Origin of the sequence: Ensifer sp. M14 (genome assembly GCF_003355565.1) — a bacterium.
Lineage (GTDB): Bacteria > Pseudomonadota > Alphaproteobacteria > Rhizobiales > Rhizobiaceae > Ensifer.
Genome location: NZ_QJNR01000014.1, coordinates 558,498 through 580,457, shown reverse-complemented (window position 1 = coordinate 580,457; position 21,960 = coordinate 558,498). Strand labels below are relative to the sequence as shown.

The window sequence follows — 21,960 nt, the reverse complement described above, 5'->3', positions numbered from 1 at the left end:
ATGTCACAAGCCTGTCATTTGCGGCCGCTAAGGAAAGGTATAAGATGTACACTTGTCTAGATCAATAGACATTTGAGGTGAAAGTGATGGATGCGAAGCTGAAACAGGAAAGTCCGCCGGACATGGCGCGCAGGGAAGGCATGCGGCTCCTCGCCCGCGCGTCTTTTGAAGAACTCAACGCAGCCTGGGCAGCCCTTGCCGAAAAGCCGGATGTTTCGCCCGTTCGCGGACCGGAGACGGGCCTCGTCATGGTGCGCGGCCGCATCGGCGGCGGCGGCGATGCCTTCAATCTCGGCGAGGCAACCGTTTCGCGCGCGACGATCCGGCTTTCGACCGGCGAAATCGGCCATGGGCAACTGCTTGGCACCGACAAGCAGCGCGCCCGCCTCGCGGCGATCTTCGATGCCCTCTTCCAGCGGGATGCCGACCGCTCGGCTGTCGAGGCGCTTCATCGGACGATCGCTTCGCGCATCGAGGCGGAGGACCGCCGTACGGCCGAGGAGACCGCAGCCACGCGCGTCGACTTTTTCACCATGGTTCGCGGAGACGACTGATGGCCAGCCAATCGCAAATCTTCGCCGGCGCCTTCGCCGATCCGGTATTTTCCGCCCAGTCGATCTTCAAGAGCCTGATGGATGGCTTTGCCCGTCCGGGGCAGATCATCCGTCTTGAGGCATCGAGCGTGCCGCCCGCACCGATGGGGGCTGCCGCCGGCGCCGTGGCGCTGACGCTCTGCGATCACGACACGCCCGTCTGGCTGACGCCGGCTCTTGCCAAATCCGCAGTTCCGCAGTGGATCGCGTTTCATACCGGTGCACCGGTCACAAACAGCAAGACGGATGCCCGCTTTGCCTTTGTCGAGAAGGGCGCACCGGTGCCCGGCTTCGACCAGTTTTCGCTCGGCACTCAGGAATATCCGGACCGTTCGACGACGCTCGTCATCGAGATCGAAGCGCTCTCCGGTGGAGAACCCCTCAACGCTCGCGGACCGGGCATCAAGGACGACATCACCATCGCCGTGCGTGGCCTGCCTGAAGTCTTCCTCGATTTCTGGAGCGCCAACCGCGCGATTTTCCCGCGCGGCATCGACCTCGTGTTGACGGCGGGCGACAGCGTTCTCTGCCTGCCGCGCACCACCCGACTTGTCCGACAGGAGGCTTAATCCATGTATGTTGCAGTAAAGGGCGGCGAGGCCGCCATTGCCAACGCCCACCGCCTCCTTGCTGATCGCCGTCGCGGCGACCGCACGTTGCCGTCGATCACCATCCAGCAGGTGGTCGAACAGCTTGGCCTTGCCGTCGATCGCGTCATGGCCGAGGCCTCGCTCTACGACAGGGAACTCGCGGCGCTTGCCGTGCGCCAGGCGCGCGGCGACATGATCGAGGCGATCTTCATCCTGCGTGCCTACCGCACGACCCTGCCGCGCTTCGGCTATTCGGAACCGGTCGATACCGCGACCATGAAGGTCGAGCGCCGCGTCTCGGCCACCTACAAGGACCTGCCGGGCGGCCAATTGCTTGGCCCGACCTTCGACTATACCCATCGCCTGCTCGACCCCTCCTTGATCGAAGACTCCGCGGTCGAGGAGCCGGCCCTCAAGGAACCGGGCGAGCATGTGATGCGCGTCTCCGACATCCTCGATGGCGAGGGCTTGATCGAAGGCGACGGCCGCATGCCCGAGGGCCACGTCATGGGCGACCTCACCCGCGAGCCGATGGAATTTCCGATGGCCCGCGATCTGCGCCTGCAGGCGCTGGCGCGCGGCGATGAAGGTTTTTTGCTGGCGCTCGCCTATTCGACCCAGCGCGGCTATGGCCGCACCCACCCCTTCGTTGGGGAAGTGCGCATCGGTGAAGTCGAAGTCGAACTGGATCTGCCCGAGCTTGGCTTTGCCGTCTCCCTCGGCGTCGTCCGCGTCACCGAGTGCCAGATGGTCAACCAGTTCATGGGCTCGGCCAAGCAGCCGCCGCAGTTCACCCGCGGCTACGGCCTCGTCTTCGGCCAGAGCGAGCGCAAGGCGATGTCGATGTCGCTCGTCGATCGCGCGCTGCGCACCGACGAATTCAGCGAAGACATCGTCGCGCCGGCACAGGATCAGGAATTCGTGATCTCGCACGCGGACAACGTGCAGGCGACGGGCTTCGTCGAGCATCTGAAGCTGCCCCACTATGTTGACTTCCAGGCTGAACTCGATCTCGTCCGGCGCATGCGCCGTGACTATGACGCTGCCCGCGCCGGCAGCCAGGACGGCATGAAGGAGGCCGCCGAATGACCGACCTCGCCACCTACAACTTTGCCTATCTGGATGAGCAGACCAAGCGGATGATCCGCCGCGCCATCCTGAAGGCGATCGCCATTCCCGGCTACCAGGTCCCCTTTGCCTCGCGCGAAATGCCGATGCCCTATGGCTGGGGCACCGGTGGCGTCCAGGTCACGGCCTCGATCCTCGGGCCGAAGGACGTGCTGAAGGTCATCGACCAGGGTGCCGACGACACCACCAATGCCGTGTCGATCCGCGCCTTCTTCCAGAAGGTCGCCGATGTCGCGGTGACCACCAAGACCAAGGAAGCGACCATCATCCAGACGCGCCACCGCATTCCCGAGGAAGGCCTGCGCGAAGGCCAGACGCTGGTCTACCAGGTACCGATCCCGGAACCCCTACGTTTCCTCGAACCGCGCGAGACCGAGACCCGCAAGATGCATGCGCTCGAGGAATACGGGTTGATGCATGTAAAGCTCTACGAAGATATCGCCCGCAACGGCCATATCGCCACCACCTATGCCTATCCGGTCAAGGTCGAGGGGCGTTACGTTATGGATCCGTCGCCGACGCCGAAGTTCGACAATCCGAAAATGCACATGTCGGAAGCGCTGCAGCTTTTCGGCGCCGGCCGTGAAAAGCGCATCTATGCGGTTCCGCCCTATACCGAGGTCGTCAGCCTCGACTTCGAGGATCACCCTTTCGAAGTTCAGAAGTTCGACAAGCCCTGCGCGCTCTGCGGCGCCGAGAATGTCTATCTCGACGAAGTGGTGCTCGACGACAAGGGCGGGCGCATGTTCGTCTGCTCGGACACCGACCATTGCGAAGACCGCCGCGACTGCGGCCATGCCGGACACATGCTCGCCCGAAAGGAAGCTGCAGAATGAGTGCCGTACCGCTTCTGAAAGTCAACGACGTCTCGAAATTCTACGGCAGCCGCATCGGATGCCGGAATGTCTCTTTCGACCTTTTCCCTGGCGAAGTGCTGGCGATCGTCGGCGAATCCGGCTCGGGCAAGACGACGCTTCTGTCCTGCCTTTCGACCCGGCTGATGCCGACATCGGGCATCGTCGAATATCATATGCGCGACGGCCAGTACCGCGATCTCGCCCGCATGGGCGAGGCCGAGCGGCGCTTCCTGATGCGCACCGACTGGGGCTTCGTCCACCAGAACCCGGCCGATGGTCTCCGAATGACCGTTTCGGCCGGCGCCAATGTCGGCGAGCGGCTGATGGCGGTCGGCGACCGGCATTACGGCAACATCCGTGCGGCCGCCAGCGACTGGCTTGAGCGGGTCGAGATCGGCATCGACCGCATCGACGACCAGCCCCGTGCCTTCTCCGGCGGCATGCGCCAGCGCCTGCAGATCGCCCGCAATCTCGTCACCAACCCTCGCCTCGTCTTCATGGACGAACCGACGGGCGGCCTCGACGTTTCGGTCCAGGCGCGCCTGCTCGATCTGGTGCGCGGTCTGGTGCACGATCTCGGACTTGCCGCCATCATCGTGACACACGACCTCGCTGTCGCACGACTGCTGTCGCACCGCATGATGGTGATGAAGGATGGCGCAGTCATAGAACAGGGCCTGACGGACCGCGTGCTCGACGACCCGCGCGAGCCTTATACCCAGCTCCTCGTCTCCTCCATCCTGCAGGTCTGACGCATGATCCCGAAAAGTGAAAATCGGCTTTCGGTCAAGATCATGCGGAAGGGAAAGTAAGAACCATGGCCACACGCCTTGTAGTTTCTGAAGTCGCAAAGAGCTTCACCATGCACCTGCGCGACGGTATCCGTCTGCCCGTTGTCGCCAACGTCACCTTCTCGGTAAAAGCCGGCGAATGCGTCGTGCTCGGCGGCCCCTCGGGTGTCGGCAAGAGCTCGATCCTGAAAATGCTCTACGGCAATTACGGCGTCGACGAAGGCCAGATCCTGATGGAACACGACGGCAAGCTGGTAAACCTTGCCACCGCCGAACCGCGCACCGTGCTTGAAGTCCGCCGCGCAACGCTCGGCTATGTCAGCCAGTTCCTGCGCGTCGTACCGCGTGTCTCGGCACTCGACATCGTTGCCGAGCCGCTTCAGGCGCGCGGCGTCGCAATCGAAGATGCCCGCGCCCGCGCTGCCGAGCTTCTGACGAAGCTCAACCTGCCCACGGCGCTGTGGTCGCTGCCGCCGGCAACTTTCTCCGGCGGCGAGCAGCAGCGCGTCAACATCGCCCGCGGCTTCATCACCGACCACAGGATCCTGCTCCTCGACGAGCCGACGGCGTCCCTCGACGCGAAAAACCGTGCTGTCGTCGTCGAAATGATCGCCGAAAAGAAGGCGAAGGGCACGGCGCTGATCGGCATCTTCCACGATGAAGAGGTGCGTGACGCAGTTGCCGACCGCATTCTCGACGTGTCGGCCTTCTCACCCAGAAAGGCTGCCGCATGAGCCAGAAACTGGGGCTCGAGCCCTTCGTCCACCCGACGGCCAGCGTCAACAACTCAACGCTCGGCCGCTACACCGAAATCCAGGAGCGCTCGCGCCTGGAAGAGGTCGAGTTCGGCGACTATTCCTACATCATGCAGGACGGTTCGATCTGGTGCGCGACCATCGGCAAATTCGTCAATATCGCCGCCGCCGTGCGCATCAACGCCACCAACCATCCGACCTGGCGCGCGACGCTGCACCACTTCACCTATCGCGCACCGAACTATTGGGACGATACCGCAGTCGATCACGATCTGTTTGCCTGGCGCCGGTCGAACCGCGTCACCATCGGCCATGATGTCTGGATCGGTCACGGCGCAACGCTGCTGCCCGGCGTCAATGTCGGCAACGGTGCGGTGATCGGTGCGGGCGCCGTCGTCTCCAAGGACGTAGCGCCCTACACGATCGTCGGAGGCGTCCCGGCCAGGCTCATCCGCGATCGCTTCAACGCCGGCATCGGCGAGCGCATGGATAGCCTTGCCTGGTGGGATTGGGACCATCTGCGCCTACGCAAGGCCCTCGATGATTTCCGCGAGCTGACCGCTGAGGAATTTCTGGTGCGCTACACCTGAACAGAGCCGCTGCACCACCCCCAAATTGCCTGCCAGCCGTGATCTGTGATCGCCATCCATCGATGAGCGACAGGGGGTGGACCGTCGTTGGCTGGATGAGGTCAAAACGCAGATCGTTTAGGAGAGCTTGGCACCTGTGGCGCATAGTGAACGAGGTCACCGAACGCTATGACTTAAGGGCAAACCACGTGTAGAGCTTGCGCAGGACGGCACCCCAATCGCGTTGCACGCGCTCAATTTACTAAGTACAACTCAAGGCACGAACGGCAGTGTCTGTCAGGTCTTAGATCTCTAGTCACGGGCAAGGAGTGACCATGCGTCTGGTTCTAACTGCTTTTGTTTCTCTCGTGATGTCAGTGGTATTTTCGGTCGCGCTGGCTCAGGATATCCGAACGGAAACGATCCGCTTCCTGCGTGGAGCCTCCTCGGCGAGCATCAAAGGCTCGATCACGGGGCGTGAATCCGTCCGATACGTTATCGATGTGAAACGTGGGCAGCGCGTCAGCATACAGCTCGATACCAGCAATCGGAGCAACTACTTCAACGTTATCGCACCCGGTGCAGATTCAGCGCTGTTCAACGGGTCGGTTTCCGGTGGGAGCACGAGCTTTGTCGCGCAGGTATCGGGCAAACACGTGATTGACGTCTACTTGATGCGCAACGCGGCACGCCGCAACGAACTCGCCCGATACACGTTGACGGTGTCGGCCGAAGCTACCGGTCAGGCAGCCGCTACACCCCCGGATTTTGCCGACGGTCTGGCAGGCGGCCCCGATACCTGGCGCGTCAGCGAGGTTCCGGCTGGCGACGTGCTGAACCTGCGCGCCGCGCCATCGGCGCGCGATCGCATCCTGGATACGGCCCGCAACGGCGAGATCCTGCGCAATCGAGGCTGCGCTATCAACGGCGGCACAAGGTGGTGTCAGGTCGAAAACCGCAGAGGCGTCAAGGGATGGGTCGCTGGCCGCTATCTTCGCGAAGCGGATGGTTCTTGGTAAGCCAGTTTTTCGTCTCCCGCGCCCAATCATGGTGAACACCATTCTGGTCGGCAGCTACAGGCATCACCACCCGCCATTGATGATCAAATCTCAGTCAAGGTTCTGCCGGCACATCGCTTGTGTCTGAGCTGCCTGCGTAGCAGCGCGCAAGACAACAAAAAGGGCGCGGTTGGGAGGACCCGCGCCCTATTTGCGAGGAATGGACCGGACGGCTTCTTCAGGCGTCAACGGCTTCCTTCAGAAAGCCGGCGGCGACACGGGCGGTCAGCGCCAGTGAAACGGCGCCCGCATCCGGATGGCCGATGCTCTTTTCCGCAAGCGGCCGTGCCCGGCCGAGTTTCGGCGTCAGGCCGGAGGTGGCATCGGCCGCATCAGTGGCAGCTTTGGCCGCAATCTCCCAAGCCGCGTTCAGTGACTTGTGAATTGCGAATTCCCGCTCCAGCGTGTCGACGAACGGAACGAGCGCATCGACCAGCGTCTTGTCGCCGACGCGAGCGCGTCCGAGACGGGTGACGCCTTCGAGCGCAAGGCGCGCACCTTCGACGATCGCCGCATCCGACGGCTTGTCATCATCGGAAAACGCATTGCTCCAGGAGCGAAGAAGCAGGCCCCAGATCGCACCGGATGTGCCGCCCGCGCGATCGGCCCATGCATCGCCCGCAGCCGCCAACACGCTGGCCGCGCCGGCGCCGCCTGCGACAGCCACGTTTGCAGCTTCCTCAGCCGCCGCCGAACCGCGGCGCATGCCCTGGCCGTGGTCGCCGTCGCCGGCAAAGGCGTCGATACGGCCGAGTTCGTCTTCGGCCTCCTTCAGGGCATCGGCGACCTTGCCGATCAGCCGGGCAATGCACTTGCCGCTTTCCTTCGACGCCTGCGATGCAGGCCCGAAGGTCGCCGGGCCGTCCTCGTCGGAAATGACGTCGGTCGCCGGCTCGGCGTTGATGATCGTGCCCTTGCGCAGCACCGGAGCATCGCAAGGCGCGCGCCAGTAGATTTCCAGCTCTTCGTCGAGCCAGAGCAACGACAGCGAGCACCCCTGCATGTCGAGACTGGTGACGAACTCGCCGCATTCCGGATCGACGATCTCGAGGCCAGCGGCCTTCAATTCCTTTTCGACGGCGACCCAGAGAACGAACAGCTCTTCGTACTTGGTCGAGCCCAGGCCGTTCAGCACTGGCGCCACCTTCCTGGTCCCGGCCGGGCGTTCTGCGAGCAGCTTGCCGACAAGCAGGTTCGCAAGCTCGGTCGCAGAGACGATCTTTTCTTCGCTGATACCCGGTTCGCCGTGGATGCCGAGACCAAGCGCCATTTCGCCTTTCGGCACGGTGAAGAGTGGATGGTTCGCGCCCGGCAGCGTGCAGCCGCCGAAAGCGACACCGAACGAGACGGTGCGATCATTAGCAAGACGGCTGATGCGCTCGACCTCGTCAAGCGACAGCCCGGCTTCGGCGGCAGCGCCTGCGATCTTGAAGACCACGAGATCACCGGCAATGCCGCGGCGCTTGGCGGCGATGTCAACAGCAGCGCTGGCAACGTCATCGGTCACCGGCACGATGCGCACGTCGATGCCTTCGGCGCGAAGTCGTTCCGCGGCAACGCCGAAATTCAGCACGTCACCGGCGTAATTACCGAAACCGAGCAGCACGCCGCCACCCTGGTCGGCAAGGCGGCAGACGCGCGCTACGGCAGCGGTCGACGGCGAAGCAAAGACGTCGCCGGCAACGGCGGCATCCGCCAAACCCGGGCCGACATAGCCGGCAAAGGCCGGATAGTGGCCGGAGCCGCCACCGATGACGACCGCGACCTTGCCCTTCGGCACCTTGGTCGAGCGAACGACGCCGCCCTTCACCAGGCGGACATTGCGGGCATAGATGGAGCTGAAGCCGGCGAGCGCGGTTACGGCGAAATCTTCCGGTGCGTCAAAGATCGTGGTCATCGCTACTTATTCCCTTAGTCGCGAGGCAGAATACGCCTCAGATAATCCCGGTTGGTAGCGCTGACGGAGAGGCCATCGCCACCATAATGCTCGCAGAGGAACGGGCTTTGGAACCCGTGTGAAAGCGCCAAACGAATGGCGGTCCGGTAGTTGATCACGCCGAACTCCAGCGGGGCCGGATGGGTCACGATCAGTCCCGACGTTTCGTCCTCGGTGCGGTTGTAATTCTTGACGTGCCAGTATTTGGCAAAGGGTGCAACCTTCGCCATCATCTCCTGCCAGTGCTCGACCGGACGATGCAGGCGGATCAGGTTGCCGAGGTCGGCATTGATGCCGACATTCCCAAGGCCGACGTCAGTGACGAAGCGCACGGCGCTGTCGGCCGAACCGATATAGGTGTCCTCGTACATTTCCAGCGCCAGCTCGATGCCGAGTTCCTCTGCGTGGCGGCCAAGCTCGCGGATACGCGACACGCCCTTCTGCCAGATAGCGGCATCATCGGGATTCTTGACGCCATCGACGGTCCAGAACCACAGCGCCTTCTTTTGCGCATCGGTCAACGGACCGAAGAAGCCGAAGGAAACGGAGCCCGCTCCGATCGCCGCCGCCGTATCGATCACCCGGTGGCCGTAGGCCAGATAGTCGTCGCCATGAACGGGATCGATGACACTGCGGCGCGCGGTGGAGATGCCCGGCATCGTCAGGCCGCGATCGCGCGTCAGCTTGACGAAGCTTTCGAGCCTTGCCGCCGACAGATCCGCAAGTCGGATCCAGCTATCGGTCGGGTCGAGCTCGGTAAAGCCGGCATCGACGACGTCATCGAGCGTCAGCGCCCATTCCTCGACCGACTGGTCCTGGACCGAGCGACCATCCGCAAGGATGTTCGGATACTGGATCATGGCAGCCGCGATCGGCCAGGTGTCACGGTTCCATTTGCGTGGCGCATTTGCCATGGCGTTTCCCCCCGAGTCTTTGAAGTTTGGTGCGGCGGCTCCGTCAAGCCGCCGCGCTACCGCCGCCCTGCGATGTCTCATCGCCACGCGATGCATCATCGCCCTTGCGCTTGCGAACCAGGCCGATCAGTCCGAAGACGACAGGCGACAGCAGCATTGCCAGGCCAAGCGCCATCAGAGACGAAACCAGCGCGTTCGACCAGAAGATGTTGAGCGAGCCGCTCGACAGAAGCATCGACTGGCGGAACGCGTCCTCGGCCTTGTCGCCGAGCACCATGGCCAGAACCAGCGGCGCCAGCGGGTAATCGAGCTTCTTGAAGACGTAACCGAGCACACCGAAGCCGATGACCATGAAGATGTCGGAGACCGAATTTGCCACCTGATAGGCGCCGGAAAAGATGACGGCGACGATAATCGGGCCGATGATCGAGAACGGCACGCGCAGGATCGAGGCGTAGAGCGGCACGGTGGCAAGCACCAGGATGACGGCAACTACATTGCCGAGATACATCGAGGCGATCAGGCCCCAGACGAAGTCCGGCCGGTCGGTGAACAGCATCGGGCCGGGAGTGAGGCCCCAGATCATCAGGCCGCCCATCATCACGGCAGCCGTCGCCGAGCCGGGAACGCCGAGCGCCAGCATCGGCAGCAGTGCGGAGGTGCCGGCCGAGTGGTCGGCGGTCTCGGGCGCGACGATGCCACGCGGATCACCCTTGCCGAATTTCGACTTGTCGCGGGCCGAACGGCGGGCAACGCCGTAGCTCATGAAGGAGGCCGCCGTCGGGCCGGCAGGCGTGATGCCCATCCAGATCCCGATGATGGTCGAACGCGCGATCGTCAGCCAGTAGCGCGGGATCTCGACCAGGGTGCGGCCGATTTCGGCGAGCCTGACGCGCGCCTTGATGCCTTCGAAACGCAGCCCCTCTTCCGTCGTCAACAGGAGTTCGCCGATGCCGAAGAGACCCATGACCGCGATCAGGAAGCTGACGCCCTTGATCAGCGTGGGGATATCGAAGGTCAGGCGCAGATCGCCGGAGATCGTATCCATGCCGACGGATGCGAGCGCAAAACCAACCATCATCGACACGAGCGTCTTGAATGGGGATTGCGCGCCCATCGAAATGAAGCTTGCAAAGGCGAGGAAGTAGACCGCGAAATACTCAGGCGACGAGAAGCGCAGCGCGAAGTTCGCGACCCAACCCGACAACAGCGTGATCATGACGACGCCGGCAAGAGCGCCGATGCCGGCCGAGACGAAGGCCAGCGTCAAGGCGCGGCTCGCCTGGCCAGCTTTCGCCATCGGATAGCCGTCGAAGGTGGTTGCCACCGACGAGGGTTCGCCTGGGATATTGAACAGGATGGACGTCGTCGAACCGCCGAACAGCGCGCCCCAATACATGCAGGAGAGCAGGATGATCGCGGAGATCGGATCCATGGAGAAGGTCAGCGGCAACAGGAGCGAGACGCCGTTGGGCGCACCGAGGCCCGGCAGAACGCCGACGAGAATGCCGAGCGTGACGCCGACCATCATCAGCAGGATGTGATTCCAGCTGAGGATGTGGCCGAAGCCATCGATCAGGAGACCGATATTTTCCATGTCATTCCTCCCGGGGAAACTTTTAAGGGTTCGGGATCAGTAGATCCCGAACCAGGCCTCGATCGGTCCCTTCAACAGCGGAACCTTGAAGCCCATCTCGAATACGATGAAGAAGAAGAGCGAAACGCCAACGCCCGCCGGCAGCGCGATCCACCACCTGTAGCGCCCCTGGAAGAGCATCGCGCCGGCGATGTAGAGCGCCGTGCCGACATAGAGGCCAAGCCAGGCGGAGACGCCGGCAAAGGCGACGAGCGGCAGGAAGAACGAGGCAACGACGCGCGCGCGGGTACCGTCGATAAAGATATCGCCCGTGCCGCGATGCTTCACGAACGCGCCGATCGCGTTGGCGACGCTTCCCAGGATGATCAGAACGCCGATGTAGAAGGGAAAATAGCCGGCCTCCGGGCCGAAATCGCTCCATCCGGCGCCGACATCGGAGGCGCCATAGCAGACGGCTGCGCCGAAGATACCCGTCAACGCGGCAACGCCAAGCTCCATCGCGAAGCGGGAGAGCCCATTCGCACTGTTCTCACTCATGATCGTGACCTTTCAAACCGGTTGACGGGCGCTTTCAAGCGTCCTCCAAGCGTCAGACTCGACGCACGGCGCTGCAGAAGCGCCCGTCCCGATACATCGCCAGTTTTAGTTGGCGAGCCAGCCTTCGCGCTTCAGAACTTCGCCGACTGCGGCGCCGTCCATCTCGATGGCGGCCTTGAAGTCGTCGCCAGCGATGTAAGCGGGAGACTGCGAAGTATCGGCAAGATACTTCGCCCATTCCGGGGTTTCGGAAACCTTGCGCATCAGGTCCGCGTAGAACTTGACGGCATCCGGCTCAACGCCAGCCGGCAGCCAGACGGTGCGCGGCATGGAGTAGTTGTCGATGGCAATGCCCGTTTCCTTGCAGGTCGGGATATCGCTCCAGCCCTTGTCGCCGGCGACCTTGGCTTCGTTCGTCAGCTTGACGCTCTTGAAGACGCAAAGCGGCTTGACCATGCCGGCCTGCCACTGGCCGAGGTTTTCGCTCGGGTTGTTGACGTTGGCATCAAGGTGCTCGCCGGCGAGCTGGACAGCCGCTTCGCCGCCGCTCTTGAACGGGATGTAGTTGATGGTCGCGCCAGTCGCTTCGTTGATCATCGAGGTGAGGATCTGGTCGACGTCCTTCGACTGGCTTCCGCCGATCTTCAAGCCGCCTTCCTTGGCCTTGGCAGCAAAGTCGGCAGCCGATGCGTAAGATGCCTTGCCGTTGACCCAGAGAATGAATTCGTCGGAAGCAAGCGCTGCAACCGGCGTCAGGTCCTCGGCCTTGTAAGGCACCTTGGCGCGGACCGGCAGCAGGTAGGCATTGTTCGTGCCGAATGCGAGCTTGTAGGCGTCGCCCTTGTTGGTCGCCGTATAGACGAAACCTTCGGCGCCGCCGGCGCTGCCCTTGTTGGTGACGACAACAGGCGCCTTCATCAGCTCGTACTTGCCGATGATCGCCTGGATCGTGCGGGCGAAGATGTCCGTGCCGCCGCCCGGGCCAGCCGTGACGACGAATTCAACCGGACGGTCGGGCTCGAAGGCCGATGCCGGAGCGGCAACGCCGAATGCGGCTGCCATGATGCATGCGAGTGAAACGGATTTCTTCATGTCTAATCCTCCCGTTGAGTGAGATGCGGCGCAAGACCTCCTCCTGCGCCGGTAGTGCTTGAAAGCGCGCGAATTCAGGCCGCAGCCGAAAGGGCAGCCTTTTTCTTCGCCATGCGAACTGCGAGCAAAACCGCCTCGCGGCTGGCACCGACATCTGCGATGCCCTTGCCGGCGATGTCGTAAGCGGTGCCGTGTGCGGGGGTGCAGAGCGCGAAAGGCAGGCCGCCCATCATCGTGACGCCCTTGTCGAAGCCCATGAGCTTCATCGCGATCTGGCCCTGGTCGTGGTACATGGTCAGAACGGCATTGTAGCCCTCCTTGAGCGCACGACCAAAAACGGTGTCTGCCGGGAACGGCCCATCGACATTGAAGCCGAGCGCCTTGGCCTTCTCGACTGCCGGCTCGATGATGTCGATCTCTTCCATGCCGAAGCTGCCGCCATCGCCGGCATGCGGGTTAAGCCCGGCAACCGCAATCTTTGCCTCTTCGTAACCAGCCTCCTTGAGGCAAGCCCGGGTCAATTCGAGTTCGGCGATGATGCCCTCAATCGAAAGGTTGGCGGCAACTTCCTTGAGCGGGATGTGCGAGGTGACGCGCGCATTCCAGACCTTCTCGAGGACGTTGAACTCGCGAACCTTGCCCGTGAAGCCGAGCACGTCTGCGACGAAGCGGATTTCGTCGTCGTAGCCCGGATAGGCAAAGCGCATGGCCTTCTTGTTGAAGGGCGTGAAGCAGACCGCTTCAGCCTTGCCGGCATGGGCAAGCTCCAGCGCCGTGCGGAAGTTGCGCGTGGCGAACGTGCCACCGGCAAGCGTCGCCTCGCCGCGATCGACATCTGCGGGATCAAGATGACCGAGATCGACGAAGACGTGACGATCAGTTCCGGCCTTGTCGAGATCCGCAAGCGTCGAGGGCTCGAGATCGAGCGTCAAGCCGGCAGCCTTGGCACCCTCATCCAGAATGCGGCGATCGCCGATCGTGATGATGTGTGCGGCCTCTTTGATTTCGGGAAGGGCCAGCAGCCGTGCGGTCAGCTCGGGGCTGATGCCGGCGGGATCGCCCATGGCAAGCGCGATGACAGGACGCGCGCCGTTAGCGGCAGCACCATTGGTCGTCATGTGAGATGTCCTCCACTTCATGCTTTTCGTTTTCTGTCATACGTTATTCAAAATTCTGCATCAAGTCTTTTGTATTCTGTATGCAGCATTTTCTGTTGACGGCGACAGGCCCTGCCTCCATGCTTCAATCAGACAGTGCTGATTCAATCGGCACGCACGGGGAACGGACGGCCGACACGCGGCCGCCAAGCGCAGAAGCGAAATGATGAACGAAATCACACCACTGGAGCGACGCGCCGACGGCGGCCCCGGCCCGATCAGGCGAACGGCTCTGCACGACACGCTTGTCAGCCACCTGCGCGACATGATCATCGAAGGTGACCTGTCGCCAGGCACACGGCTGCATGAAGGCCAACTCGGCGAGCAGCTCGGCGTCTCACGCACGCCCCTTCGCGAGGCGATCAAGTACCTGGCGAGCGAGGGCCTCGTCGAGCTCGTGCCCAGCCGTGGCGCCGTCGTGAAGCGCTTCAGCGCCAAGGACGTGCATGACATGCTGACCGTGCTGCAGACGCTGGAGGAGCTTGCGGGTAAGCTCGCCTGCGAAGCGGCAAGCGATGTCGCCATTGCCGAAATCCGCGCTCTGCATGACGAAATGGTCCGCCGCTACAAGGTTGGCGACCGGCTGCAATACTACAAGCTAAACCAGCAGATTCATTCGGCGATCGTCCAGCTCGCCGAAAATGCGGCGCTCGCCGACATGCACGGCGTCCTGCAGACAAGGCTGAAGCGGATCCGCTTCATCGGCCATGAGGGCCCGGAAAAATGGGCGGCTGCCGTTGCCGAACACGACGAAATGATCGTCGCGCTCGAAGCGCGCGACAAGGCCAAGCTTTCCGAAGTGCTGGGGCGGCACCTGATGAACGCCTGGGAGCGCGTGCGGGCGTCGGTTTAGCGGCAACAGCGCACCGTTGCCGATCTATCCTGACCTGAGCGCCGCATCGCGCGAACGCCTATGGCGGGTGCGCCGATGCGGTCGACGCATGGCAGGATCTTCTACGCCTTCATAACGCCCCGTCCCGCCGTTCTGGCGCGGGTCCGATCCTGACGACAGATTTGGCGCTGCTGGCTCAGTGAAGCCCGCCGACACCGAGCAATCGCTCGACTGCATCGCGGTCACCTGAAAGCGCCTGTGGCGTGCCTGCCCAGGCAACACGTCCGCGTTCCAGCACGATGACCTGATCGGCAAAATCGAGCGCACTCTGGATGCGCTGCTCGACGAGTACGATCGTCATATCGCCGGTCTTGGCGAGCTCGGCAAAGGCCTTCATCAGTTCCTCGCAGATCACCGGTGCAAGCCCCTCGAGCGGCTCATCCAGCAGCAGGACGGAAGGACGACCGAGGATCGAGCGCGCCGTCGACAGCATCTGCTGTTCGCCGCCGGAAAGCTGGCTGCCGAGGTTGCGCCGCCTCTCGAACAGCCGGGGAAACATGTCATAGGCTTCCTGCAGCGCCGCCTTCGGCCGGTCCTTGAGACCGACGAACAGGTTCTCCTCGACCGTCAGCGTCGGAAAAACGCAGCGCGCCTGCGGCACGAACCCCAGGCCCTTGCGGGCGCGCGAGGCACTCGGCAGCGCCGTCACATCCGTATCGCCCATGCGAATGCGGCCGTCATAGCGTTTCGTCTGTCCAGCAAGTGTTGCAAGCAGCGTCGTCTTGCCCATGCCGTTGCGGCCGAGAACGGCAAGGCGCGCACCGGATGGAACCGAGAACGAGATGTCTTCGAGCACTCGCGTCGGCCCATACCCGGCCGACAGGTTTTCCACCTCAAGCGGCGTGGCTGGCATTGGCATAGCTCCCCAGATAGGCTTCTCGCACCCGTGGATCCTGGGTGACGTCAGACGGCGAGCCGTCGAAAATGATGGCGCCGGCGGCAAGCACGATCACGCGCTTGGCAAAGCGGAAGACCAGATCCATGTCATGCTCGATCATCAGGACCGCGAGATCGGCCGGCAGGTCGGCAAGCGCCTGCTCGATACGCCCAGTATCGCTCTGCGGCACGCCGGCGGCCGGCTCATCGAGCAGAAGGACCTTAGGCTTCAAGGCAAGCGCCACCGCGATTTCAAGCAGGCGCTGCTGGCCATAGGCGATCTCGCTGACCTTGCGATGCATCAGATCGCGAAGTCCGAGTTTTCCGAGCAGTTGCCCGACCTCGTCCATTACATCGGGCATGGCGAGGAAGTTCCCGAACAGGCGACCCGAGCGGCCGTCGCGTTGCAGCACGGCAAGCGCCACATGCTCGGCAGGCGTCATGTCGAGAAACAGGCGCGTAACCTGGAAGGAGCGCACGAGCCCCCTTCTCACCCGGCCGATGGCATCGATGCTGGTGACGGTCTCACCGTTAAGCCGAACCTCCCCGGAATCAGGCGCCAGATTGCCGGTGACCAGATTGACGAATGTCGTCTTGCCGGCACCGTTCGGGCCGATCAGCGCCACGCGGTCGCCCGGCGCCATGCTGAGGCTGACGTCGTTGGTGACGGCAAGCCCGCCAAAGGCGCGCTTAAGGTTGCGAACTTCGAAGATCGGCTGCATCACTTTGCCTCCCGGCGACGGGCGACGAAGGCGGCGGCCGTTCCATAAAGCCCCTTCGGCGCGAAGAGGACGACTGCAATCAAGAGCGCACCGACCATCGTCAACCAGTGGAACGGGTTGGCGGCGGAAACCACGTCCTCGAAGAACATGAAGACGATGGTGCCGGTGAGCGCGCCGAAGAGCGAGCCGGTTCCACCGAGCACGAGCATGACAAGGCTTTCGGCCGACATGGTGAAGGACAGACTGTCGAGGCCGACCACCTGCGTCGAAATCGCGTTGAGCGCCCCGCCGACACCGGCAACGGCACCGGAGATGACATACATCTTCATCAGCGCGGTCTTGGGCGATGCGCCCATCGAGCGAATGCGGATCGGATCCTCCTTGATCGCCCGGCACAGCATGCCGAACGGCGAGCGCACGATCAGCCGCAGGACGAAGAAAACGAGCACCAGAAGCACGACGCCGAAGACGTATGCCGTGCGGCCCCACAGGTCGAACTCGTAGAGACCGAAGAGCGCGCTCGGGGCGATACCGGACAGACCATCGCTGCCGCCGGTCCAGGACGAGGCCTTGTTGGCGAACTCATGAAACAGGTGGATGAGCGCGATCGACAACACCAGTTGCGGCAGGCCATGCGCTCGCAGGATCACTGCGCCGCAAATGAGGCCGGCAACGGCGCCGGCGGCGATACCGAAGGCGAGCATCGCGAAGGGATCGTTGATGCCGTAATGCGCCGAGACAATACCCGCAGCATAGGCGCCGGCGCCGAAAAGCGCCGCATGCCCCAACGTCGCGACCCCGCAATAGCCGGTGACGAGATCGAGGGAGAGCACCAGAAGTGCAATGGCAATGATGCGCGTCAGCAGCGCCAGATTGTTGGGAAACAGGAAGTAGCCGACAACGGCGAGCGCCAATATGACGCCAAGGCCGATCAGGTCGCTAGCGCCGAAGCGGCGCTTGCTCTGCGTTTCCGCGATAAGGTCGTTGGTGGTGGTCATGCTCATCCCTTGGCTCTCCCGGCAAGTCCGCGCGGAAAGACGCAGATGATCGCGATGACGGCCAGATAGAAGAAGAATTCGCCGAATTCGGGCATCAGGTAGCGGCCGGTCGTATCGATGCCGCCGAGCAGCAGGCAGGCAAGGAGCGCGCCGGGGATCGAGCCGGCACCGCCGACCGACACGACGACCAGGAACGTCACCATGTAGCGCAGCGCATAATAGGGCTCGACCGGCAGCAACTCGGCTCCGACCACCCCGCCGAAGGCGGCAAGGCCGACGGCGACCGCGAAACTCACGGCGTAGACGATCTCCGTGCGCACGCCGAGGGCTGCGGCCATCGCCGCATTGTCGACCGATGCGCGCAGCTTCACGCCGAAGGCGGTTCGCTCGATCGTGTACCAAAGCGCAACTGCCACGGCGAGGCCGCAAAGGATCGCAAACAGCCGATGTGTGGCAATCGCCCGGAAGCCGAGATCGACCGAGCCCTGCAGTTGTGCCGGCAGCGGCACGGTCTTCAGCGTCGGGCCGAAGACATAGTTGGCGATGCCGATGATGCAGAATGTGATGCCGATGGTCATCAGCACCTGGGTCAACTCCGGGGCGCCATAGATCCGGCGGTAAAGCAGGCGCTCGATTGGAATGGCGATCAGGATCGTGCCGAAGACGGCAAGCACGATGGCAAAACCATAGGCGAGCCCGAGATCACGCGCCGCATAGGAGGCTATGTAACCGCCAATCATGGCAAAGGCGCCATGGGCAAGGTTGACAACGCGCATCAGCCCCATGGTCACGGAAAGCCCGATGGAAATGACGAAGAGCACCATGCCGTAGGCAAGGGCATCGATCGCGATGCTGAGGACTGTTTGCATGGAACTACCCAATGCCTTTCGTTGTCACTGTCGGCAGACTGGCGGGACAAGAGGAGACGGCGCCAGCAAGCATCTGCCCGGTCCAGGTTCGCCTCCCCCCTTTAACGGAGGCACCGAAGCGCTCCCATTACTCTCCGGATGGCACCCGCGTCACGATGTGCCCGGATGACGGGTAACCGCTGCGCACTTCGTCTGGAAATGCACCTCAGTCTTAGCGCACTTTCTCGCCGAAAACCGCTCTGCACTTTTCCTGAAAATGCTCGGCGCGTGCGGTCCGCTCGGCTCGCCGGAGCCGTTGTTTTAGAGGCCCCGCGGACGAGTTGAGCTCTCGCCCGCGCAGCCAAAGCATCTACTTCAGCGCTGCGAGACCGGGGTCGCCCTGCTTCTCGAAGGTTTGAACCTCCTTGTTGTAGTAGGTGCCGTCATCGGCCTTGGCGACTTCGCGCAGGTAGATGTTCTGGGTGATGTGGCGCGATTCGGGATCGATGGTTACAGGCCCCCTCGGGCTGGTCCAGGAAAGTCCCTTGACCGCGTCGACCGCCTTCTGCGCGTCCTGCTCGCCGCCCGTCGCCTCGATCATCTTGTAGATGACATGCATGCCGTCATAGGCCCCGACCGACGGGAAAGAGAGTTCGGCAGGATTGCCGATAGCCTTCGACGCTGCCTCGACGAACGCCTTGTTCTCAGGACTGTCGTGCGACACCGCGTAGTGGAATGTCGTCTGGATGCCGAGAGCCGCTTCGCCGAGTGCCGGCAGATCGGACTCCTGCGTCAGATCGCCGGGCGCGAAGAACTTGATGCCGCCGCTCTTCAGGCCGTTTTCGTTGTAGGCCTTGACGAAACCGAGCGTGGTCGGGCCCGACGGCAGAAAGGCGAAGACGCCTTCAGCGCCTGAATCCTTGATCCGCTGCATGATCGGCGAGAAATCATTGGTCGCAAGCGGCATGCGGATCGCCTCGACGACCTGGCCCCCGGCCGCCTCGAAGCCGGCCTTGAAGGCATTTTCCGCGTCAACACCCGGGCCGTAATCGCTGACCACCGAGATGACCTTGGAGACGCCGGCGTCTTTCGCCACCTTGGCGATCGGGGTCGATGTCTGCCAGGTCGTAAACGAGGTCCGCACAACAAGCGGGCTCTTGGTCACGATCGCCGACGTCGCCGCATTCATGATCACCAGGGGAACGTTCGCCTGTTCCAAGAGGGGCGTGACGGCCATGGCGTCCGGCGTGAAATAGAAGCCGGCGAGATATTGTACGCCTTCCTTGACGACCAGTTCCTGTGCCAGCGCCTTCGATTGCGCCGGGTCGGCCTGCGGCACGTCGCGATAGATGATCTCGATATCATCGTCGCCGACCTTGCTGCCGTTCACCGCCATATAGGCATCGATGCCGGCCTTGAAGTTCTTGCCCTGCAGCGCGAAGGGACCGGAAAAAGGTCCGACGACACCGATCTTGATCGTGTCGGCATAGGCAGCACCACTCATCGCCAAAGTCGCAAGCGCAGCTAGTATCGTCCGTTTCATGTTTCCTCCCTGTGGCACCGTCCACTCCCGTTCCGGCACCGTCATCGCAAAGCTATCCGAATTTGATGCTTGTCAGTTTGCCATGCGAAACGGTGATGCAAAAATGAAATATGGGGCGTAAATCATAATTCAACAGTTATGTTTCCACTCTTTACCAGATGAAATCTGGAGCGCGCATTTGACTTTGGTACCACCATCGGTGCCCAGGGTCAGAAAGCGCGTCTAACAACGTCCAACGTCCCTCGTAAGAAGTTAGCAAAACCTGCGCTTGGCGACATAGCCAGGAAAGGGGTAGCGACACGCTATTGCAGAACTCTGGGGCTCCTTAATTCGATTAACGCAATCACCCAACGGCGTTTTGTTAGCGTGGCAGTCAATCCGTCCGGGATTGAAAATGAATTGCAGCCGGGCGCCGGCGCATAACCATTCCCTCTGAATTCCGATGGAGCAGCACTCAATGTGTTCTTCCAGAAAAATTCACTGGCAGATTCCCAAACGGGCGAAGACAGAGGCGAGTGCCGCTATTGCTGCGCTTAACACCGGCGGCGGCTCGTGCATTAGCTAGACATAAAACTGGTTGCAATCTAACTTTGCTGAAGCTTGGGTTGATATCAAACCCTCGAGTGAATCTCGTCGCCACGAACTCGGGAGTGAAGCATCATGATGTCTCCGCTGGCCAGTTATCTTTCTTACTATTCCACTCTCCAGAAGCCCTGCTACGCGGTGCTTGTGACCGGCCCGTGGGGGACAGGCAAGACCTACCAGGTCAACCGGGCTCTGGCGGATCATTATTATGTCAGCCTCTATGGCCTCAAATCGACAGACGAGATTATTTCAGCGGTCTACGCCGAGATGTTCCCCAATCGAGACAAGATCAAAAAAGCTGCGAGCGGAGCCAGCGAATTTGGCGGCGAGGCATTCGGCTTTAGTGTATCGCTTGGCGGAGTTTTCTCTGGGCTAGCTAATGCGATGCTCCGGAACAAGGTGGCGACCGACAAGGTCCTGGTATTCGATGACCTTGAACGTTGCCGCGTCGACATCGATGAGACACTCGGAACGATCAACATGTACGTCGAGCATCACGGCTGCCGAGTTGTCGTCATCGCTCACGAAGAAGAGCTACAGTCAGCGGATAAATTCAACAATTCCAAAGAGAAAATATTCGGGCAGACCATTAGGGTTGAGCCGCAAATCGAAGCGGCATTTCGCGCTTTTCTGGAGCCGGCGAGCGATCCGGCGAAAGGATTCATATCGCGACATGAGACAGAAATCCTACGGACATTCGTCTACTCTGAAGTCCTGTCGCTGCGGATTCTGCGGCACATCATTGAGGATTTGGCACGACTTTATGGGACGCTAGATTCCAAACACACCCTTCATCCTGAAGCGATGACAGCGCTCGTCCAGTTCTTCTGCGCGTACAACATTGAATGGCGTGCCGATCGCCTCGATCAGATCGATATTTCGAGTCCTCTCGCGGCCCACCTTGCTCACCAGACACGCAGAATGGAGGGCCAAAAGCAAGCTGAGAATCTGTCGGAGACGAAGAAGCGATATCCCTTCGTCGATCTTTCGAGCACCCTGATACCCGGGCCCATACTGGCACAGATTCTGATAGACGGGCATTTCGATCGAGGTGCGATAGGGGCGGCTTTGGATGCAAGCACCTACTTTATGGTCCCGGAACAGGACGCATCGTGGAAAATACTTCGGCGTTTCGAGGAGTTCCCGGATTCCATTGTCCAACCGGCGCTCGCCCAGTTCGAAGAAGATTTCAGAAGCCGAAAGAGCAGCGAGTCCGGCGCTATCCTCCATATCTTCGCACTCAGATTTAAGTTGAGCAAGATCGGCCTCATAGCGGCCGATTTCGATGAGATCGCATTGGAATGCAAGAAATACATCGAGGATCTGACAGAAACCAGACGACTTCCTGCTCGCGATGCCGGCGAGGAATGGTATGAACCCTTCAGAGGATCTTGGGACGGCTGGAACTACCTGGTCCACGAGGATTACGAAACCCACTTCCAGGACCTGTTCAATCAATTGATTCAAACGAGAGAGCTTATTTTCTTGAGAGAGTTCGCGGCGAAGTCGGGGGAATTTCTGTCGATAGTTGAGGCGGATGGGTCGGAGTTCTACGCGCTTTTGTGTGACGTAAGTTCTCATGCCGAAACACCGATCGCGACAAGTCCTGTCTTGCCCAGACTTCAGCCCGCGCAGTTCGTTGCCGCATGGATGCGCTCTTCACCGATGAACTGGCAAGCGATTGCCTTTGCACTGAACGTTCGCTGCAAGCGGGCCGTCGACAAGCGATGGGGACTGGAAGTGAAATGGTTGAAGGACGTAATCAGTTTGTTGGAGGAAAGGGCCGCTAGTGCCAGCGGTTTCGAGAAGGCTCGTATCGAGAGAGTGCTCGCCTTGCTTCCACATAGAAAGGGTCCGCAAGAAGGGTTGGATGGTTGACAGATGCGGACGAGTGCGCAGACGGCCGCATCTTGCCCTCGATG

21 protein-coding genes are annotated in these 21,960 nt (G+C 61.7%); 10 read left to right on the top strand and 11 right to left on the bottom strand.

Annotated features, from left to right (window positions below; genetic code table 11):
• Positions 1 to 86 precede the first annotated feature (86 nt).
• From phnG to BLJAPNOD_RS31130, 8 genes are all read left to right on the top strand, one after another.
• Positions 87 to 554: a phosphonate C-P lyase system protein PhnG gene (gene phnG, locus BLJAPNOD_RS31165; RefSeq protein WP_115422628.1), complete on the top strand. Its 468-nt coding sequence runs from the start codon at positions 87 to 89 to the stop codon at positions 552 to 554.
• On the top strand, positions 554 to 1,162 hold the full coding sequence (gene phnH, locus BLJAPNOD_RS31160; protein ID WP_115422627.1) for a phosphonate C-P lyase system protein PhnH: 609 nt from the start codon (positions 554 to 556) through the stop codon (positions 1,160 to 1,162). Before phnG ends, phnH begins: the two co-directional genes overlap by 1 nt.
• Positions 1,163 to 1,165: 3 nt before the next feature.
• Entirely contained in the window at positions 1,166 to 2,272 is a 1,107-nt protein-coding gene (locus BLJAPNOD_RS31155) for a carbon-phosphorus lyase complex subunit PhnI (RefSeq protein ID WP_115422626.1), read from the top strand.
• The gene (locus tag BLJAPNOD_RS31150; protein WP_077499181.1) at positions 2,269 to 3,147 is read left to right on the top strand and encodes an alpha-D-ribose 1-methylphosphonate 5-phosphate C-P-lyase PhnJ; all 879 of its coding nucleotides are present in this window, start codon (positions 2,269 to 2,271) and stop codon (positions 3,145 to 3,147) included. The genes BLJAPNOD_RS31155 and BLJAPNOD_RS31150 overlap by 4 nt, the downstream gene beginning before the upstream one ends.
• Positions 3,144 to 3,920 carry a phosphonate C-P lyase system protein PhnK gene (phnK, locus tag BLJAPNOD_RS31145; protein ID WP_077499183.1) on the top strand — a complete coding sequence of 259 codons (777 nt, stop codon included), beginning with the start codon at positions 3,144 to 3,146 and terminating at the stop codon, positions 3,918 to 3,920. Before BLJAPNOD_RS31150 ends, phnK begins: the two co-directional genes overlap by 4 nt.
• A gap of 65 nt (positions 3,921 to 3,985) precedes the next feature.
• A complete protein-coding gene (gene phnL / locus BLJAPNOD_RS31140) occupies positions 3,986 to 4,693 on the top strand; it encodes a phosphonate C-P lyase system protein PhnL (RefSeq protein WP_115422625.1) in 708 nt (235 codons plus the stop codon).
• Positions 4,690 to 5,304 carry a DapH/DapD/GlmU-related protein gene (locus BLJAPNOD_RS31135; protein WP_115422624.1) on the top strand — a complete coding sequence of 205 codons (615 nt, stop codon included), beginning with the start codon at positions 4,690 to 4,692 and terminating at the stop codon, positions 5,302 to 5,304. Before phnL ends, BLJAPNOD_RS31135 begins: the two co-directional genes overlap by 4 nt.
• Positions 5,305 to 5,618: 314 nt before the next feature.
• On the top strand, positions 5,619 to 6,302 hold the full coding sequence (locus tag BLJAPNOD_RS31130) for an SH3 domain-containing protein (protein ID WP_115422623.1): 684 nt from the start codon (positions 5,619 to 5,621) through the stop codon (positions 6,300 to 6,302).
• 217 nt (positions 6,303 to 6,519) lie between these two features.
• Here BLJAPNOD_RS31130 and BLJAPNOD_RS31125 read toward each other — a convergent pair whose 3' ends face one another.
• The 6 genes from BLJAPNOD_RS31125 to BLJAPNOD_RS31100 form a co-directional block, all read right to left on the bottom strand.
• Positions 6,520 to 8,238, bottom strand: coding sequence for a dihydroxyacetone kinase family protein (locus tag BLJAPNOD_RS31125; protein ID WP_115422622.1), 1,719 nt, complete (start codon positions 8,236 to 8,238; stop codon positions 6,520 to 6,522).
• Between the two features lie 14 nt (positions 8,239 to 8,252).
• A complete protein-coding gene (locus BLJAPNOD_RS31120; protein WP_115422621.1) occupies positions 8,253 to 9,191 on the bottom strand; it encodes a sugar phosphate isomerase/epimerase family protein in 939 nt (312 codons plus the stop codon).
• A gap of 43 nt (positions 9,192 to 9,234) precedes the next feature.
• Complete coding sequence (locus tag BLJAPNOD_RS31115) at positions 9,235 to 10,788, bottom strand: tripartite tricarboxylate transporter permease (RefSeq protein WP_077499195.1); 1,554 nt, start codon at positions 10,786 to 10,788, stop codon at positions 9,235 to 9,237.
• A 36-nt stretch (positions 10,789 to 10,824) separates the two neighbouring features.
• A complete protein-coding gene (locus BLJAPNOD_RS31110) occupies positions 10,825 to 11,325 on the bottom strand; it encodes a tripartite tricarboxylate transporter TctB family protein (RefSeq protein WP_115422620.1) in 501 nt (166 codons plus the stop codon).
• Between the two features lie 105 nt (positions 11,326 to 11,430).
• Positions 11,431 to 12,417, bottom strand: a complete 987-nt coding sequence (locus tag BLJAPNOD_RS31105; protein WP_115422619.1) for a tripartite tricarboxylate transporter substrate binding protein — start codon at positions 12,415 to 12,417, stop codon at positions 11,431 to 11,433.
• Positions 12,418 to 12,491: 74 nt separating this feature from the next.
• On the bottom strand, positions 12,492 to 13,535 hold the full coding sequence (locus BLJAPNOD_RS31100; protein WP_115422618.1) for a 4-hydroxythreonine-4-phosphate dehydrogenase PdxA: 1,044 nt from the start codon (positions 13,533 to 13,535) through the stop codon (positions 12,492 to 12,494).
• A gap of 205 nt (positions 13,536 to 13,740) precedes the next feature.
• Between BLJAPNOD_RS31100 and BLJAPNOD_RS31095 the strand changes: the two genes are divergently transcribed.
• The gene (locus tag BLJAPNOD_RS31095; RefSeq protein ID WP_115422756.1) at positions 13,741 to 14,427 is read left to right on the top strand and encodes a GntR family transcriptional regulator; all 687 of its coding nucleotides are present in this window, start codon (positions 13,741 to 13,743) and stop codon (positions 14,425 to 14,427) included.
• A gap of 175 nt (positions 14,428 to 14,602) precedes the next feature.
• On the opposite strand, the gene BLJAPNOD_RS31090 is transcribed toward BLJAPNOD_RS31095, so the two are convergent.
• The 5 genes from BLJAPNOD_RS31090 to BLJAPNOD_RS31070 form a co-directional block, all read right to left on the bottom strand.
• Positions 14,603 to 15,319 carry an ABC transporter ATP-binding protein gene (locus BLJAPNOD_RS31090; RefSeq protein ID WP_115422617.1) on the bottom strand — a complete coding sequence of 239 codons (717 nt, stop codon included), beginning with the start codon at positions 15,317 to 15,319 and terminating at the stop codon, positions 14,603 to 14,605.
• Positions 15,300 to 16,064, bottom strand: a complete 765-nt coding sequence (locus BLJAPNOD_RS31085) for an ABC transporter ATP-binding protein (RefSeq protein ID WP_077499205.1) — start codon at positions 16,062 to 16,064, stop codon at positions 15,300 to 15,302. Before BLJAPNOD_RS31085 ends, BLJAPNOD_RS31090 begins: the two co-directional genes overlap by 20 nt.
• A complete protein-coding gene (locus BLJAPNOD_RS31080) occupies positions 16,064 to 17,062 on the bottom strand; it encodes a branched-chain amino acid ABC transporter permease (protein WP_244611177.1) in 999 nt (332 codons plus the stop codon). The genes BLJAPNOD_RS31085 and BLJAPNOD_RS31080 overlap by 1 nt, the downstream gene beginning before the upstream one ends.
• A 2-nt stretch (positions 17,063 to 17,064) precedes the next feature.
• Entirely contained in the window at positions 17,065 to 17,931 is an 867-nt protein-coding gene (locus tag BLJAPNOD_RS31075) for a branched-chain amino acid ABC transporter permease (RefSeq protein WP_077499208.1), read from the bottom strand.
• A 349-nt stretch (positions 17,932 to 18,280) separates the two neighbouring features.
• Positions 18,281 to 19,453: an ABC transporter substrate-binding protein gene (locus tag BLJAPNOD_RS31070; RefSeq protein ID WP_115422615.1), complete on the bottom strand. Its 1,173-nt coding sequence runs from the start codon at positions 19,451 to 19,453 to the stop codon at positions 18,281 to 18,283.
• A gap of 660 nt (positions 19,454 to 20,113) precedes the next feature.
• On the opposite strand from BLJAPNOD_RS31070, the gene BLJAPNOD_RS31065 reads away from it, so the two are divergent.
• Positions 20,114 to 21,916, top strand: coding sequence for a P-loop NTPase fold protein (locus tag BLJAPNOD_RS31065; RefSeq protein WP_115422614.1), 1,803 nt, complete (start codon positions 20,114 to 20,116; stop codon positions 21,914 to 21,916).
• Positions 21,917 to 21,960: the final 44 nt, after the last annotated feature.

Excerpts from the sequence above, each read along its gene's own strand:
- BLJAPNOD_RS31105 (WP_115422619.1), bottom strand. The coding sequence starts at position 12,417 with ATGAAGAAATCCGTTTCACTCGCATGCATCATGGCAGCCGCATTCGGC.
- BLJAPNOD_RS31085 (WP_077499205.1), bottom strand. The coding sequence starts at position 16,064 with ATGCAGCCGATCTTCGAAGTTCGCAACCTTAAGCGCGCCTTTGGCGGG.
- BLJAPNOD_RS31075 (WP_077499208.1), bottom strand. The coding sequence starts at position 17,931 with ATGCAAACAGTCCTCAGCATCGCGATCGATGCCCTTGCCTACGGCATG.
- BLJAPNOD_RS31135 (WP_115422624.1), top strand. The coding sequence starts at position 4,690 with ATGAGCCAGAAACTGGGGCTCGAGCCCTTCGTCCACCCGACGGCCAGC.
- BLJAPNOD_RS31150 (WP_077499181.1), top strand. The coding sequence starts at position 2,269 with ATGACCGACCTCGCCACCTACAACTTTGCCTATCTGGATGAGCAGACC.
- BLJAPNOD_RS31100 (WP_115422618.1), bottom strand. The coding sequence starts at position 13,535 with ATGACGACCAATGGTGCTGCCGCTAACGGCGCGCGTCCTGTCATCGCG.
- BLJAPNOD_RS31125 (WP_115422622.1), bottom strand. The coding sequence starts at position 8,238 with ATGACCACGATCTTTGACGCACCGGAAGATTTCGCCGTAACCGCGCTC.
- phnG (WP_115422628.1), top strand. The coding sequence starts at position 87 with ATGGATGCGAAGCTGAAACAGGAAAGTCCGCCGGACATGGCGCGCAGG.
- BLJAPNOD_RS31090 (WP_115422617.1), bottom strand. The coding sequence starts at position 15,319 with ATGCCAGCCACGCCGCTTGAGGTGGAAAACCTGTCGGCCGGGTATGGG.
- phnL (WP_115422625.1), top strand. The coding sequence starts at position 3,986 with ATGGCCACACGCCTTGTAGTTTCTGAAGTCGCAAAGAGCTTCACCATG.
- BLJAPNOD_RS31070 (WP_115422615.1), bottom strand. The coding sequence starts at position 19,453 with ATGAAACGGACGATACTAGCTGCGCTTGCGACTTTGGCGATGAGTGGT.
- BLJAPNOD_RS31155 (WP_115422626.1), top strand. The coding sequence starts at position 1,166 with ATGTATGTTGCAGTAAAGGGCGGCGAGGCCGCCATTGCCAACGCCCAC.
- BLJAPNOD_RS31065 (WP_115422614.1), top strand. The coding sequence starts at position 20,114 with ATGATGTCTCCGCTGGCCAGTTATCTTTCTTACTATTCCACTCTCCAG.
- BLJAPNOD_RS31110 (WP_115422620.1), bottom strand. The coding sequence starts at position 11,325 with ATGAGTGAGAACAGTGCGAATGGGCTCTCCCGCTTCGCGATGGAGCTT.
- phnH (WP_115422627.1), top strand. The coding sequence starts at position 554 with ATGGCCAGCCAATCGCAAATCTTCGCCGGCGCCTTCGCCGATCCGGTA.
- BLJAPNOD_RS31120 (WP_115422621.1), bottom strand. The coding sequence starts at position 9,191 with ATGGCAAATGCGCCACGCAAATGGAACCGTGACACCTGGCCGATCGCG.
- BLJAPNOD_RS31130 (WP_115422623.1), top strand. The coding sequence starts at position 5,619 with ATGCGTCTGGTTCTAACTGCTTTTGTTTCTCTCGTGATGTCAGTGGTA.
- BLJAPNOD_RS31115 (WP_077499195.1), bottom strand. The coding sequence starts at position 10,788 with ATGGAAAATATCGGTCTCCTGATCGATGGCTTCGGCCACATCCTCAGC.
- BLJAPNOD_RS31095 (WP_115422756.1), top strand. The coding sequence starts at position 13,741 with ATGAACGAAATCACACCACTGGAGCGACGCGCCGACGGCGGCCCCGGC.
- BLJAPNOD_RS31080 (WP_244611177.1), bottom strand. The coding sequence starts at position 17,062 with ATGACCACCACCAACGACCTTATCGCGGAAACGCAGAGCAAGCGCCGC.
- phnK (WP_077499183.1), top strand. The coding sequence starts at position 3,144 with ATGAGTGCCGTACCGCTTCTGAAAGTCAACGACGTCTCGAAATTCTAC.